We start from the raw sequence: 13,556 nt of genomic DNA, 5'->3' as shown, positions 1-13,556 counted from the left end.
AAAGTTTTTTTATATTTTTTTAAAATGACGGACATAAAATCGTATATACCTTCGAATTATATATATGGATAACATAAATATGTATATAAAAGGGGAGCAATAAGATGAAAGAACAAAAAGAAATGTTTGAAGAAATCTCTGAAGTACTAAAGGTATTGGCGCATCCTGTTCGTTTATCATTAGTAAAAATAATGCTTGCAAAAGGTCCTACTAATGTAACAACAATGTATGGGGATTTGGAAATGCCTCAAAGTACAATTAGTCAACATTTATCTAAACTAAAGGCTGCTAAAATGGTTACAGGTACTCGGAAAGGATTAGAAATTTATTATGAAGTAACTGACAATCGCACAAAATCAATATTAGCATGTTTAGTTTAAATGCTGACTTCTATTTCAAAATAAGAAACGCTATTCTTTTCTATGATTTTACAGAGAGAATAGCGTTTTTTATTTTTAAGGAGTATCTTTTTATTAGCTTGATGGTGATATGGTATTATCTCTAAAATAAAAAAATATTGATTTCGCTTTTATTCTTTCTCAGGAGTTTGAGCTCAAAAGGCCGACTATCACTTTGTTTCCAATGCAGTGGACAGTGGAAGAACTTATATTTTTGAATAGAGGGAATTATATGTTTTTGATATATTAATAGTTAGGAACCACAAATAAGGGGTGAAGATATAGAAATGGAATTATTTGATTACTATAAACGAAAAGGAAAGTTGAAACTGTTAATTGGGACGGGTATTTTTATTCTTGCTTTATGCGCTGTATATGAAGATTGGGGACATATTAATTGGGGGCAGTTTATCTTTTTTGTTATCGCTGCTTCTATCTTTTTTGGGATTGGATTTTGGCAGTTAAGAAAAGGAAAGTTGATACAAAAGAATATGATAAAAAGTAATGCAACATTTTGGGATGTTGATACTTTGGTTGTATTAGAATTACCAAAACGAAACAAGCAATTTGGTCTATATCATCCTGATGGTAAGTATATAGCAGGAACAAAGATGGTTTCATCAAATATTCTTTTTTCAGTAATACCCTTTTTACATAATAAAGATGTTTACGGATTAGAAACGAGTAGCGGGGAAATTCTAGCTTATTTTCATACTGAAGTGGACGGATATGATTGGGTAGTCTATGATTCAAATTATAATCAGATTGGTATGTTTAAAGAAAAAATGATACAAGGATTTACTATGATACGAGGTACTTTGATGACAGATAAAGCCACAAAATTGTCAGATGTAGAAGTTGAGTTTGATTTTATTCAAAGTACTCTCCGTACAATAGATGGACGTACATTAGTAATTGGTAAGCAGGGATATATGCCTATAGAATGGAGTGAAAGGTTTATGGGTTTAAATGTACCTACTATTACCTTAGGTTCTAATGCGTCTAATAACGAAAAAATTCTCGGTTTAGGTGTGCTCCTTTATAGTTTACGTACAATTGAGATTAGAAAAAGTCGGGCAAGTGTTTAATGAGGTAGAAGTAGTGTTTATATGCGAAATTGTATAGAAATCTCATTTTTCTAATTATATCTTTTTAGATTGATGGATGTGGGGTCACGTCCATCAATCTAAGAAAACAAGTTAGCCCAAAAACGATAAAAATAAAATTTATAAAAACACAAAATATAAACATTGAGGATTAAACAAAGTATATAGTGCCTTTTTAGTCATGTAATCTTTTGAGCTGATGATCTTTTCCCCATTCAAATAGTTCATTCATAATTTGCATTAAAGATTTCCCGTATTCGCTTATTGTGTACTCAACCTTTGGTGGTACTTCTTGATATACAGTACGATGGATAATCCCATCAGCTTCAAGTTGCCGAAGTTGTTGAGTCAGAACTTTTTGCGTAATGTTTGGGATTTCTCGTCGGATTTCATTTGTTCGCATTTTTCCATCCATCAAAACACATAAAATATGAACTTTCCATTTTCCACCGATTACATCGAGCGTCGTTGCAATTGGACAGTTATCATTTTGATTCATATAACACCTCCAAAGGTACCTCAAGGTTCCTATAGCACCTGAAAGTACGTACTTTTCAATTATATGTAATGCATTCATACTAATATGTAAAGGATTGATTCATTTATAAAGGGGATGGAAAATGATGAGAACACTTGTAATTGTAGCACACCCTCATATTGAAAAATCAAAAATTAATAAAAGATGGATAGAAGAACTTGAGAAACATTCAGATGAAATTACGGTGCATGAATTATATAAAGTGGCACCAAACTGGGAGTTTGATATTGAAGAAGAGCAAAAGTTATTAGTAGAACATGACAGATATATATTCCAATTTCCGCTTTACTGGTACAGCACACCGCCATTATTAAAAAAATGGTTTGATGATGTATTAACATATGGATTTGCATACGGATCAAAAGGGGATAAAGTGAAGGGAAAAGAGTTTGGTGTAGCAGTTTCTATAGGTGGATTAGAAAAAGATTATGAAAATAGCGGAATTACGATGGATGAGTTGACGAAACCATTCCAAGCTACATGCTTATATACAGACATGAAATTTATACCTTCATTTTATTTATATGGTGCCGAATATAAATTAAGTGATGAAGAGATTGATAAAAGTGCACCTGAGTATGTGCAATATGTAATGAACAAGAAGTATTCTAATATATAAGAGGAAATAGCCATTTACTTGTGAAGTAAATGGCTATTTTATATTCTTGTTATATTCACTAAGTGTAATCTTTAGTAAATTAATAGTTAATATGGTAAAATAAAAAACCTAACATATATAAAGGGGAGTTTTACTTGAGAACGATGCAAAAATTATTACAAAAAAGAGCAATGCAATCACCAAATTTGGAAGCGCTTGTAGGCGGAGGGAAAAGATATTCGTTTCAGCAATATAATGAACGAGTAAATCAGCTTGCACATTATTTATTACATAATGGTGTGCAAAGAGGAGATCGCATTGGAATACTATGCAAAAATAATCACCCATTTCCAAGCGTTATGATGGCAAGTTTAAAAATTGGAGCGGTATGTATTCCGCTAAATCATCAGCTTACTGTATATGAATTAGAAACGATTGTAAAAGAAGCGAAATTAAAAGTGTTAGTTATTGATGAAGAATTTAGTGAAGTGTTATTAAATGTTGATGCTGTTAAAGAAATTCCTTATGTAATTCAAACGACAAAAGAAGGCTTTGGTTCATTTGAATTAGAGTTGCAAAAACAGCCAATGACAGAACCGAACGTAGAAGTTCATGAAGAAGATGATGCCATTTACTTATTTACTTCAGGAACGACTGGACAGGCAAAAGCATGCGTAATTGGACATAAAAACTTACATCATTATTTTGCAGAGATTGCAGGACAAAGAGAAATTCCAGCAGGTGAACGCTTTTTATCCGTGCATCCATTATTTCATATGAGTGGCGTGCTTTCTATTTTAAATTGTATTTATCATGGTGTTACGATGATCTTCTTAGCTGATTCGAATCCTACTCTTATTTGGGATAAGATTGAAGAAGAGAAAATTACTACGATGCTTGCATTCCCGGCTGTTTATAGCTATATGCTTGATGAACTAAATAAAAAAGAGCGTAACATTTCAACCTTTAAAGTAGCACAAAGCGGTGGAACAAAAGTGCCAGAAACGCTCATTCAAAAATATATGGAAAAAGGAATCTATATGGTGCAAGGTTATGGTAGTACAGAAGGTTGGGTTGTAACCTCATGGCATCCAATGATGGGAAAAGAAAAGATGTCTTCTGTAGGAAAAACCTTGAAAAATGTAGAGGTGAAAATTGTTCATCCAGAAACAGGACATGAATTAACAACAAATGAAGTTGGAGAGATTCATGTGAAAAGTCCATACATGTTTAAAGGGTATTGGAATAATGAAAAGGCGACAAAGAAGGTAGTAAAAGATAACTGGTTTAACATGGGTGATGCTGGCATGATAGATGACGACGGATTCCTGCATATTATGGGAAGATATAAAGACGTTATTATACGCGGTGGTGACAATGTATATCCAGATCAAGTAGAAGATGTTATTCATGAAATACATGGTGTTTTAGAAGTTGCAGTAGTTGGAGTTCCAGATGACTTTTGGGGAGAGGTTCCAAGAGCTTACATTGTGAAGGATGGCGAAACAACATTAACAGAAGAAAGTATTATTCAGTATTGTAAGGAGAAGTTAGCAAGTTATAAAATACCAGAAGTAGTATTCATAGACGAGTTACCGAAAAACGCTTTAGGAAAAGTGTTGAAGAGGGAATTACGAGATGCGGTTCTTGTGAAATAGAAAATTATAAAACGATGGAGAACCCAGTTATGTATAAGGCATGACTGGTTTTTTATGTATCAAAAACATAATGATTTACTAGATTTTGTATTTTGTGTAAGATAATAAAGAATATTCAAATATTAATTAAGGGAAGAGATGTAAATGAAGCTACCGCTATTACAGGTAGAGACAGAGAGATTGATGATCCGTCCGTTCCAAAATGATGATTATGAAAATTGGTTAGATGGATTTCATAAGAGGTTACCATCGCAGTATAAATATGACGATGGTTATCAAGTTATGGCATCATCAACGAAAGAATGGTTCACGGAATGGATAAGGGGCTTTGATGAAGCAGCACATCGAGATGAGATGTACGTATTAGGTATTTTTCGTAAAGAAGACGGAGCTAATATTGGTAAGCTAGAGCTGATTAAAATTTTACGTATGGACTATCAATGGGCGATGATGGGATATTCCATACATAATCAATACTGGAAAAACGGATATGGCATGGAAAGTGTGAAAGCTGCAGTATCGTTATTTTTTAATCGTCTTCATTTTCATAGAATCGAATTACATATACGTGTTGATAATGAGCCATCCGTTCGTCTTGCGGAAAGAGCCGGTTTTTCTTTTGAATGCAAGAGAGAGGCGTTTTCATTAGAGAATGGTAAGTGGATGGATTTTCTTATTTATTTTAAAAATAAGGAGATGAATATATGAGAGTTCTAATTACAGGTGGAAATCGCGGATTAGGGTTACAGTTAGTAAAAGTGTTTCATGAAAATGGACATATCGTTTATCCGTTAGTTAGAACTGAGGTTGCGTTAACACAATTGAAGAAAATGTTTAGTTGCAGATGTTTTCCTATATTAGCAGACTTATCGGCTGATGAAAGTACAGAACAAATTAAGAAACAGCTTGAGGAATATACAGAGTATATTGATCTAGTTATAAATAACGCAGGAATTACTGGAAAGGAGACTGAGGTTTTACATACGAATTCAGAAGAGTTAACGGACTTATTTAATATTCATTGCTTAGGTGTAATTCGAGCTGTAAAAGGTACATATGTGGCTTTAGCTAAATCGGATCATCCGAGAATCATAAATGTGTCCTCTCGGTTAGGTTCATTGCATAAAATGGCCAACAAAGAGTTTCCGCAAGGCCATTTCTCATATTCATATCGAATTGCTAAAGCTGCACAAAACATGTTAACGCTCTGTTTACAACAAGAGTTTGAGGATAAAGGAATTCGTGTAACTGCTATTCACCCTGGAAAATTAAAGACTGAAATTGGTGCTTTTGATGCGAATATGACCCCGGCTGAAGGAGCAAAAAATATATATGATTGGATAATAGATTCAAATGAGGATGTTTCAGGGAAGTTTATTGAGCCAGGTGTAGGTGAATTAAAGTGGTGATATACGATCTTGCAATCATTCAGAATTTGTTTGGCCCTTCTAAAAAAGTATTAAATGGCTTACCACATGCAGTAACGATTGAAGAAATAGAAGAAGATGTTTTGTATAACGTACAAACATATAAAGAAAAGATAAGTAGATTTGAAGAGGTTTGTTTTAATTGGGAGTTAAAAAGAGCGAGTATTGTATTAAACAAAAGGTTTAGTAGTTATAACTCAAGTGTGAGGGTGTTACTTGATGCAGGTTTTTCTTTGCACGCAGCAAAGGTAGAAGTATGTAGAGAATTGAACAATATAGAAGAACTTGAAAGACAATATACATATCGATCAATAGCAGAAGGAACGTTATCGGAAAAAGAATTTAAATATATTTGGGAACAATGTATGTCGGGTTCAGGGAATCAAACTTCAATTTTAACTATCGATGAACATTTTTATTCTGTACAAACAGAGTTAGGTAAGGGTTGGGAAAAGTCATGTATTGTTTTTTATGATAAAAATGAGCTGATTGGTATGTCCATACCGCATATAGAAACTGGAACAGAAAGTGAAGGACGATTATTTTATTTTGGGGTAATGCCTTGTTATCGTGGGAAAGGAATTGCTTCCCGGCTGCATCTTCAATCTTTACATATGTTAAAGGAAATAGGGGCTACTTATTACATCGGAAGCGCACATACTTCAAATGAAAAGATGCAGAGAATATTTTGGAGAAATAATTGTTCGTTGAAAACGGAGATAGAGCTTTATTATAAAATTTTTAAAGAAGGTTAGGAGAAAAGAAGATGAAGACTATAAACGTATTTCATTATGACGCATTTACGAATAAACCGAATATGGGTAATCCAGCAGGTATTGTATTAGATGCAGATGGATTAACAGAAGAGGAAATGCAGCGTATTGCTGAAAAAGTTGGATTTAACGAAACAACTTTTGTTCTTTCCTCAGAAGTAGGAGATATAAGAATGCGCTACTTTACACCTGGTTTTGAAATGGATTTATGTGGTCATGGGACAGTTGGGACAATATTTGCCTTGCGTGAAAGAGGTTTATTAGAAGAGAAAGCAAGCCTTACGATTGAAACGAAGGCCGGGATTTTACCGATACAAATAGGTGTAAATGAAAATGGAGAAACCTTTATTAAAATGAGGCAGGCAGCACCTCAGTTTAAAGAATTTACAGGTTCAAAAGAAAAATTAGCTCATAGTATCGGTTTAGAAGTAAATGATTTAGATGTAAGTTTACCGATTGTATATGGAAGTACGGGGAACTGGACCGTAATTGTACCGGTTAAAAATCTAGATGTATGTGAGAGAATGAAGCCTAACAATGAGGTGTTTCCATCGGTATTAAAAGAAATACCTAACGCTTCTATTCATCCAGTTTGTTTAGAAACTTATGATGAACAGGCAAAAATGCATGGACGTCATTTTTCATCAGCTTATGCTGGAACGATTGAAGACCCAGTGACAGGAACAGCTTCAGGTGTAATGGGGGCGTATTATGCGACGTATGTGGAGAAAGATTTTGACCGTGAAATAGAGTTAATCGTTGAGCAGGGACAGGAAATATATAAAGATGGTCGTGTAACAGTATATGTAACGAAAGATGTAGAAAATGAGAAGTTACAAATAGATATTGCTGGTACAGCTGTGTATGTGAAAGAGTTTGAGGTTTTAATATAAAAAAAGAAAGCCCGGCATACATCCGGACTTTCATTATCTGTTCAATACTTCAATATACGAAGCATCTCCAGTTGTTCTTAAAGCAGAGCGGAAATTGTTATTTTCTAACGTTTTAGCGACTTGTTGTAACTGCTGTGCATCATCATGATGGATGAGTAAGCTGTCAGCACCGCTTTCCTCTATATGAATGTGTTCGACATTTCCGATGGCATCATGTACAGCTTTTAAAAATTCAGGTTTCATATTGTCCTCCTATATGTATGTAACGTTGTTGTTAGTATTTCCTTATTTTTGAAATATAAAAGTAAATGAAAGGAGAAATAAAAATGAATATAACGCAGTTTAATGAATATATAACATCATTATTTGGAGAGCATCTTCATAAATACGGTGATGATGAATATGGATTTACTCATATAAGTAAAGATGAATTTCACAAAATTGGTTACACAACAAATTTGACGTTAGAGACGATTGAAGAAGGGTATAAAAATGGAGTCGACATGATAGTTACACATCATGCACCGTGGAGTTTTTTATTTGGAATGGAAGAGGCTTGTATTGAGAAATTAAAACAATATGAAATGAATCATTTTTGGATTCATTCGCCGTTAGATTTTATTGAATTTGGTACGTGTACATCATTATTTAATGAAATTGCGATAGATACAATTTTAGAATACTCTACGTATGAGGAAGAGGAATTACCTGGAATAGGAGAATTTAAAGCACCGATTGCATTTTTAAACTTGGTTGAAAGGCTTGAAGAAAAAATGGAAGAGAAAGTGAAGAGCTGGAGAAACCATGATAAACCAGTAAAACGAATTGCGATTTTAACTGGTGCAGGGAACAATACAAATTTGATTGAACGTGCATTAGAAAAAGGGTGTGACACGTATATAACTGGAGAAAAAACATTATATACAGTGCAACATGCGAAATTTAAAGGCATTAACTTAATAGTAGGTAGCCACACATTTACAGAAGTTTTTGGTGTAGAAAGTTTAGCTCGTAAGTTAAAAGAAAGAGATAATTTAATAGAAATTACTAGATTAAATGAAGATCATTTGGAGTGAAGAAATTGTATCACATTATCATAAATGGAATGAATTATTTGATGAAATATTGAAGGAAGCAGTTGCAATGAAATAAAATTATTTTTTGTTATATTAAGATTTTTAGGAGGAATTCCCTTATATTTGTCAAATAATAGTAAAGTTGTCTTTTGAATTGAAGAAATCTTCGGGATTAAAGGGTGAGGGAATGGACATTTCAACAATCGCTGCACAACTAGTTAAGGAGAAAGTGATTTCACATTATCCAACTAGCGTAAAAGTGCTGAACGGGGGAACGACAAGTACTGTATATTTGTTGGATGAAAAATACGTTGTAAAACTTAATGAAGCGGAAGTAATACGTGAAGAAGCTATTTTTCTTTCTTTTTATGAAAGGAATACTTTGTTTGCAAATCTTTTGTATAAGGAACCTTTACATACATATATTGTGTATTCGTTCCTTGAAGGTAGTACTTCGTGCGGACGAGGACAAAAAAGAATTACGCTTAGTACCCTTGTAAAAGAAGTTATTAATAAGTATGAAATAGTTTCACGTATAGATGGCTGGGGATGGAAAGAAAGTCCGGTTCAATCTTGGAATGAATTTTTAACGACAAATGTGGTGGAAGCTCATAAAAATGTAAGACCGTACATAAGTGAGGAAGAGTATAGAAAAGTTCTTAAGTTAGCGAATAGGGATGCTGGAATAAATCAGCCATTTTTATTACATGGTGATCTTGGATTTCATAATTTTATATTTCAAGGAAATGAGTTGCATGGTGTAATTGATCCCCTACCAGTGTTAGGAGATCCTATATACGATTTAATTTATGCGTTCTGTTCAACCCCGGAAGATGTAACGAAAGAAACGATTGATTATGCGATGAAACAATGTGTATTTCATAAAAAAGAACGTGATTTATATGAAGAAATAGTTATAGGATTATATTTGCGTATAGATACGTGTTTAAGACATCACCCGAAAGATTTAGAAGATTATTTAGTAGCTTGGCGTTATTGGATGGACGAGGTTGAGGTGACTTTATAGTACAAATATTTTTGGGGGGGATCGTGAAATGAATGTTTCAGAAGCGAAAAAGGATTTAGCAATCAAAACGAAGCGAGGATTACCGATTATATTAGCTGGTGTTTTATTTTGGATAGTTATGAGTATAATGGGCTTTGTTCTTTCTGAAAAACAAGTGGTGTGGGTATATTTAATCGGTATGGGATGTGTGTTTCCTTTTGGATTAATGATAGCTGCTATATTGAAAATTGATATGTTTGCGAAAGGAAATCCGTTAGGGGTTTTGGCAGGATTAATTGGTGGGATAAATGTATTGAATATTCCGCTTGTATTACTTGCCTATTTTCAATTTCCAGAATGGTTACCTTTTGTAGTAGCGATGTTAATAGGTGTTCATTTTATCCCGTACGTGTGGATTTACGAAAGTAAAAGTTACGGTTTATTGTCAGTAGGGACTGTATTTGTAACGTCAGTTTGCGGGATTCTTTTTGCAGAAAAAGGATTCACTGTCATTCCATTATCCGTTACGGTTGTTTATTTACTTACTTTTATCAGTTTATTAATTGAAAATAAAAAAGTAAATCAGTATCAACAAAAATCAGCTTAATAAAAATAGAGGGATAGGGGAAATTATGATGAAAAATTTCGTTTGTACAACGTGTGGCGTGCAGTATGCAGCGAGTGTAGAAGAATCGGTGAGTTGTCATATTTGTGATGAAGAGAGACAATATGTGAATCCGAAAGGGCAGTCTTGGACGACGCTAGAAAGCTTACAAACAAGTGATACATATAAAAATGAAATAATCGAAGAGGAAAATGGGCTTTTTAGTATTACAACAAAACCAGGATTTGCGATCGGTCAAACGGCATATGTAGTGAAAACAGAGTCATATCGTTTACTGTGGGATTGTATTACTTATTTAGATGAAACGACAATTGCGAAAATAAAAGAGCTTGGTGGACTAGATGGAATTGCCTTGTCTCATCCTCATTATTATTCAACACAAGTAGAATGGGCGGAGACATTTGATGTACCGATTTATATACACGAAGATGATAAAGAGTGGGTGATGCGCCCGAGTAGTCGTATTATTTATTGGTCTGGTGAGTCTTTACAATTAGCGGATGGATTGGTTATTCATCGTTTAGGTGGTCATTTTAAAGGTGGATCTGTCTTACATTGGGAAGAAGGTAATGATGGGAAAGGAATTTTGTTAACAGGTGATATTATTCAAGTTGTAGCGGATGAACGATGGGTAAGCTTTATGTACAGCTATCCAAACTTAATTCCATTACCAGCGAGAAAAGTGGAAGAAATGGTGAATCGAGTGAAGCCGTTACAGTTTAATCGTTTATACAATGCTTTTCATCGAGTAGTAAAAGAGAATGCAAATGAGGCAGTGGAACGTTCTGCTGAAAGATATATTAAGGCGGTAGAAGGAAAGTTGTTTCATACGTAAAAGGAGAGTTAGTTTTATGAAAACGTTAGTATGCTTTGGGGATAGTATTACAGCTGATGAAATGTTTTTCAATGGAACGCCGAGGTTAACACCACGTTTGCGAGAGATGTTTCCGAATTGGAACGTAGTGAATGCAGGTGTTCCAGGTGATAATACGTTTGATGCGTTAAAAAGGATTAAAGAAGATGTATTATCACATAAACCAGATTTCGTAACAGTTTTTCTTGGCACGAATGATGCAGTCTCTTTTTCGCAAGGGTCATTACAAGCATACAAAGAAAATTTAGAGAAGATTGTGAACCATATTTCTTCAGGTAAAGTACTGCTTATTAGTCCTGCCCCAGTTGATGAAGAAAGACAGCATAATAGAACAAATGAAGTACTCGGTCAGTATGCAGACGTGGTAGAGGAAGTGGCGAAAGAAACAGGAAGCTATTTTCTAAATTTGTATGCTGAAATGATTCAAGAACGGAATTATAAAAGGTTTGTAGAAAATGATGAAAGAGATGGGCTACACGTTGGACCAGAAGGCTATGAGTATGTAGCGAAGTTAATTGGTGAAAAGTTAAAAGGGATTTTATAAAAAAGCAAAGCGATATCGCTTTGCTTTTCATTGTTTTTAATAGCTCAATCTAGAAATGCTTGTTGCAATGCTTTCAGTCCATCACTGTAAATGCCATGAAAAAGGTTTATTGCCTCTTCATCACTAACTTCAACAGGAGTGAACGTACCAGACCACTCTACTACCGATGTGTTACTTTCAGTACCTTCTTTCACCTGGATTGTAGATAGATAATTAGTGACTGGGAATGGTGCATTCATGATTGAATACGTGTAGTATCGTTCTTTCTCATTGAATACTTCTAATCGTTCTATAATCGTGTCACCATCTGGATTAGCTAGGTGACGTACACGACCGCCTTCCGTTAATTTACTGTTAGGTATATAAGGTAACCAGTCTGGAAGGGAGTTGAAACCTCCGATTAATTGCCATACTTGTTCAGGTGAACCGAAAATTTCCATAGATGTAGTAGTATGTGCCATGTTCATTACGCTCCTTTTCATCCCGGTATTTGCGGGTAAATAATCAGTGGGGATTGCCCCACTGATTAAGGTTTCAATTTATTTTACGTTGATTGGTAGTGGTGCATTAGGTGCTACTAGTTTTTGTTCACGCATTTCTTCCCAGAATGCTGCTGGAATTACTGTATTTAAGGCGTTTTGGTCTTCTACAATTCGTTCCGGTTTACTTGCACCAGGAACAACGGCAGCAACTGCTGGATTCGCTAGTGAAAATTGTAATGCAGCAGCTTTGATACTGATTTCGTGACGATCTGCAAGAGCTTTGATTTTCTCAACTTTTGCAATGATTTCTGGTGATGCTTTTTGATATTCGAAGTGAGCACCCCCAGCAAGAATACCTGAGCTATATGGGCCACCAACAACAATATCCATATTATGCTTAACAGCTGCAGGCATTACTCGTTGCAATGCACGCTCGTGGTCTAGTAATGAATAACGACCAGCTAGTAAGGATATATTTGGCTGCGCTTCTTCTAAATCAAGCATTAGTTCAATTGATTCTACTTTGTTTACTCCAAGTCCCCAGCCTTTAATAACGCCTTCTTCACGTAAACGTGTTAGTGCACGGAATGCTCCTGTTCGAGCTGTTTCAAATTGTGAAATCCACTCATCACCATAAAAGTCTTGAGCTAAATCATGAATGAAAACAAAGTCTAGACGATCTGTTTTTAAACGTTTTAAACTTTGCTCGATAGAACGAAGTGTTGCATCTGCACTATAGTCATTGATCATTTTATTTTTGCGGCCAAATTCGAAAAGTCCGCCTTTTTCACCTAAATCACGTGCAGATGGATCTTCTAGTTCATCTGAAATCGTTCGACCGACTTTTGTGCTTAAAAAGTAATCATCACGATTTCTTTTTGATAGTGCTTCGCCAAGACGAATTTCTGCTAAACCAGATCCATAAAGTGGAGCTGTATCAAAGTAACGAACGCCATTCTCCCAAGCAGCATCCACTGTAGCGATTGCTTCTTCTTCTGGAATATTACGGTACATATTTCCTAGTGGTGCTGTACCAAAACCAATTTTTTCTTTTAGTAATTTACTCATTATAAATATCCCCCTAAAATGTATTTAAAAATTAATTCATCATTGTGAATGGATGTGAAAATGAAAACATGTCATTTCATCGTCTGACAAAAGGCATGATAAAAGTATATAAACAGTTAAAATTGTACGTTAGCACTAAAAGGTAACGTAGGTAATTTCTAGCACTGCATGACTCACTCAACTCTTACAAATGCTATTATGAAATGTATTTTACATAATGAAAAGTACGTACTTTAAAGTGATATAGATACTAAAAAGTAATACAGGTACTTTTTAGTGCCGTACTACTCATCTGCTGTTTACGTATGCTATTATGAAACATGTTTAATAGGATAAAAAGTACGTACTTTAAGGTGCTATAGATACTTAAAAGTAATATTTAAATCTTTAGCTTACTTGCCTTATCACATTATTAAAGACCTGCGGTAGTATGTCAACTGAAAAACAACAGAATTTTTAGTTATCAAAGTACTATTTATTTAAAAAAGAC

Annotated in this window: 17 protein-coding genes; 13 read left to right on the top strand and 4 right to left on the bottom strand. The window is 34.5% G+C overall.

Features of this window, described 5'->3' with window-relative positions:
• The first annotated feature begins 104 nt into the window (after positions 1–104).
• Both PDQ33_RS13215 and PDQ33_RS13210 read left to right on the top strand, forming a co-directional pair.
• Positions 105–380, top strand: coding sequence for an ArsR/SmtB family transcription factor (locus PDQ33_RS13215; protein WP_000662957.1), 276 nt, complete (start codon positions 105–107; stop codon positions 378–380).
• Between the two features lie 305 nt (positions 381–685).
• Positions 686–1,486, top strand: coding sequence for a hypothetical protein (locus tag PDQ33_RS13210; RefSeq protein ID WP_000418468.1), 801 nt, complete (start codon positions 686–688; stop codon positions 1,484–1,486).
• A gap of 193 nt (positions 1,487–1,679) precedes the next feature.
• On the opposite strand, the gene PDQ33_RS13205 is transcribed toward PDQ33_RS13210, so the two are convergent.
• The gene (locus PDQ33_RS13205) at positions 1,680–2,003 is read right to left on the bottom strand and encodes a winged helix-turn-helix transcriptional regulator (RefSeq protein WP_001072984.1); all 324 of its coding nucleotides are present in this window, start codon (positions 2,001–2,003) and stop codon (positions 1,680–1,682) included.
• Between the two features lie 124 nt (positions 2,004–2,127).
• Here PDQ33_RS13205 and PDQ33_RS13200 point away from each other — a divergent pair, with 124 nt between their 5' ends.
• From PDQ33_RS13200 to PDQ33_RS13175, 6 genes are all read left to right on the top strand, one after another.
• Positions 2,128–2,661 (top strand): NAD(P)H-dependent oxidoreductase, encoded by a 534-nt coding sequence (locus PDQ33_RS13200; RefSeq protein WP_270394548.1) that lies wholly within the window; start codon positions 2,128–2,130, stop codon positions 2,659–2,661.
• A gap of 134 nt (positions 2,662–2,795) precedes the next feature.
• Positions 2,796–4,298, top strand: a complete 1,503-nt coding sequence (locus PDQ33_RS13195; protein ID WP_061131043.1) for a class I adenylate-forming enzyme family protein — start codon at positions 2,796–2,798, stop codon at positions 4,296–4,298.
• A 144-nt stretch (positions 4,299–4,442) separates the two neighbouring features.
• A complete protein-coding gene (locus tag PDQ33_RS13190) occupies positions 4,443–5,006 on the top strand; it encodes a GNAT family N-acetyltransferase (RefSeq protein WP_000775364.1) in 564 nt (187 codons plus the stop codon).
• Positions 5,003–5,707 carry an SDR family NAD(P)-dependent oxidoreductase gene (locus PDQ33_RS13185; protein ID WP_001264490.1) on the top strand — a complete coding sequence of 235 codons (705 nt, stop codon included), beginning with the start codon at positions 5,003–5,005 and terminating at the stop codon, positions 5,705–5,707. Before PDQ33_RS13190 ends, PDQ33_RS13185 begins: the two co-directional genes overlap by 4 nt.
• Positions 5,704–6,480: a GNAT family N-acetyltransferase gene (locus PDQ33_RS13180; RefSeq protein ID WP_000638674.1), complete on the top strand. Its 777-nt coding sequence runs from the start codon at positions 5,704–5,706 to the stop codon at positions 6,478–6,480. The genes PDQ33_RS13185 and PDQ33_RS13180 overlap by 4 nt, the downstream gene beginning before the upstream one ends.
• A gap of 11 nt (positions 6,481–6,491) precedes the next feature.
• Positions 6,492–7,391: a PhzF family phenazine biosynthesis isomerase gene (locus PDQ33_RS13175; protein ID WP_076872370.1), complete on the top strand. Its 900-nt coding sequence runs from the start codon at positions 6,492–6,494 to the stop codon at positions 7,389–7,391.
• A 33-nt stretch (positions 7,392–7,424) separates the two neighbouring features.
• Here the strand turns inward: PDQ33_RS13175 and PDQ33_RS13170 are convergent, their stop codons facing one another.
• Positions 7,425–7,634, bottom strand: coding sequence for a hypothetical protein (locus PDQ33_RS13170; RefSeq protein ID WP_000801653.1), 210 nt, complete (start codon positions 7,632–7,634; stop codon positions 7,425–7,427).
• An 83-nt stretch (positions 7,635–7,717) separates the two neighbouring features.
• On the opposite strand from PDQ33_RS13170, the gene PDQ33_RS13165 reads away from it, so the two are divergent.
• From PDQ33_RS13165 to PDQ33_RS13145, 5 genes are all read left to right on the top strand, one after another.
• Entirely contained in the window at positions 7,718–8,467 is a 750-nt protein-coding gene (locus PDQ33_RS13165) for a Nif3-like dinuclear metal center hexameric protein (RefSeq protein WP_061131042.1), read from the top strand.
• Positions 8,468–8,654: 187 nt separating this feature from the next.
• Complete coding sequence (locus PDQ33_RS13160; RefSeq protein ID WP_061131054.1) at positions 8,655–9,494, top strand: aminoglycoside phosphotransferase family protein; 840 nt, start codon at positions 8,655–8,657, stop codon at positions 9,492–9,494.
• A 28-nt stretch (positions 9,495–9,522) separates the two neighbouring features.
• The gene (locus tag PDQ33_RS13155) at positions 9,523–10,080 is read left to right on the top strand and encodes a DUF7010 family protein (protein WP_061131041.1); all 558 of its coding nucleotides are present in this window, start codon (positions 9,523–9,525) and stop codon (positions 10,078–10,080) included.
• Positions 10,081–10,105: 25 nt separating this feature from the next.
• Entirely contained in the window at positions 10,106–10,933 is an 828-nt protein-coding gene (locus tag PDQ33_RS13150) for a hypothetical protein (RefSeq protein WP_270755876.1), read from the top strand.
• Positions 10,934–10,949: 16 nt separating this feature from the next.
• Positions 10,950–11,516, top strand: a complete 567-nt coding sequence (locus PDQ33_RS13145; RefSeq protein ID WP_061131039.1) for an SGNH/GDSL hydrolase family protein — start codon at positions 10,950–10,952, stop codon at positions 11,514–11,516.
• Between the two features lie 44 nt (positions 11,517–11,560).
• Here the strand turns inward: PDQ33_RS13145 and PDQ33_RS13140 are convergent, their stop codons facing one another.
• The gene (locus PDQ33_RS13140) at positions 11,561–11,977 is read right to left on the bottom strand and encodes an SRPBCC family protein (protein ID WP_001992947.1); all 417 of its coding nucleotides are present in this window, start codon (positions 11,975–11,977) and stop codon (positions 11,561–11,563) included.
• Between the two features lie 78 nt (positions 11,978–12,055).
• Positions 12,056–13,066, bottom strand: coding sequence for an aldo/keto reductase (locus PDQ33_RS13135; protein ID WP_000040533.1), 1,011 nt, complete (start codon positions 13,064–13,066; stop codon positions 12,056–12,058).
• Positions 13,067–13,556: the final 490 nt, after the last annotated feature.

Source organism: Bacillus cereus group sp. Bc031, from assembly GCF_027716265.1.
Taxonomy (GTDB): domain Bacteria; phylum Bacillota; class Bacilli; order Bacillales; family Bacillaceae_G; genus Bacillus_A; species Bacillus_A paranthracis.
The sequence above is the reverse complement of the archived record's forward strand: the minus strand, read 5'-3'. Positions and strand labels throughout refer to the sequence as shown.

Excerpts from the sequence above, each read along its gene's own strand:
- PDQ33_RS13215 (WP_000662957.1), top strand. The coding sequence starts at position 105 with ATGAAAGAACAAAAAGAAATGTTTGAAGAAATCTCTGAAGTACTAAAG.
- PDQ33_RS13210 (WP_000418468.1), top strand. The coding sequence starts at position 686 with ATGGAATTATTTGATTACTATAAACGAAAAGGAAAGTTGAAACTGTTA.
- PDQ33_RS13205 (WP_001072984.1), bottom strand. The coding sequence starts at position 2,003 with ATGAATCAAAATGATAACTGTCCAATTGCAACGACGCTCGATGTAATC.
- PDQ33_RS13200 (WP_270394548.1), top strand. The coding sequence starts at position 2,128 with ATGAGAACACTTGTAATTGTAGCACACCCTCATATTGAAAAATCAAAA.
- PDQ33_RS13190 (WP_000775364.1), top strand. The coding sequence starts at position 4,443 with ATGAAGCTACCGCTATTACAGGTAGAGACAGAGAGATTGATGATCCGT.
- PDQ33_RS13185 (WP_001264490.1), top strand. The coding sequence starts at position 5,003 with ATGAGAGTTCTAATTACAGGTGGAAATCGCGGATTAGGGTTACAGTTA.
- PDQ33_RS13175 (WP_076872370.1), top strand. The coding sequence starts at position 6,492 with ATGAAGACTATAAACGTATTTCATTATGACGCATTTACGAATAAACCG.
- PDQ33_RS13170 (WP_000801653.1), bottom strand. The coding sequence starts at position 7,634 with ATGAAACCTGAATTTTTAAAAGCTGTACATGATGCCATCGGAAATGTC.
- PDQ33_RS13165 (WP_061131042.1), top strand. The coding sequence starts at position 7,718 with ATGAATATAACGCAGTTTAATGAATATATAACATCATTATTTGGAGAG.
- PDQ33_RS13160 (WP_061131054.1), top strand. The coding sequence starts at position 8,655 with ATGGACATTTCAACAATCGCTGCACAACTAGTTAAGGAGAAAGTGATT.
- PDQ33_RS13155 (WP_061131041.1), top strand. The coding sequence starts at position 9,523 with ATGAATGTTTCAGAAGCGAAAAAGGATTTAGCAATCAAAACGAAGCGA.
- PDQ33_RS13150 (WP_270755876.1), top strand. The coding sequence starts at position 10,106 with ATGATGAAAAATTTCGTTTGTACAACGTGTGGCGTGCAGTATGCAGCG.
- PDQ33_RS13145 (WP_061131039.1), top strand. The coding sequence starts at position 10,950 with ATGAAAACGTTAGTATGCTTTGGGGATAGTATTACAGCTGATGAAATG.
- PDQ33_RS13140 (WP_001992947.1), bottom strand. The coding sequence starts at position 11,977 with ATGGCACATACTACTACATCTATGGAAATTTTCGGTTCACCTGAACAA.
- PDQ33_RS13135 (WP_000040533.1), bottom strand. The coding sequence starts at position 13,066 with ATGAGTAAATTACTAAAAGAAAAAATTGGTTTTGGTACAGCACCACTA.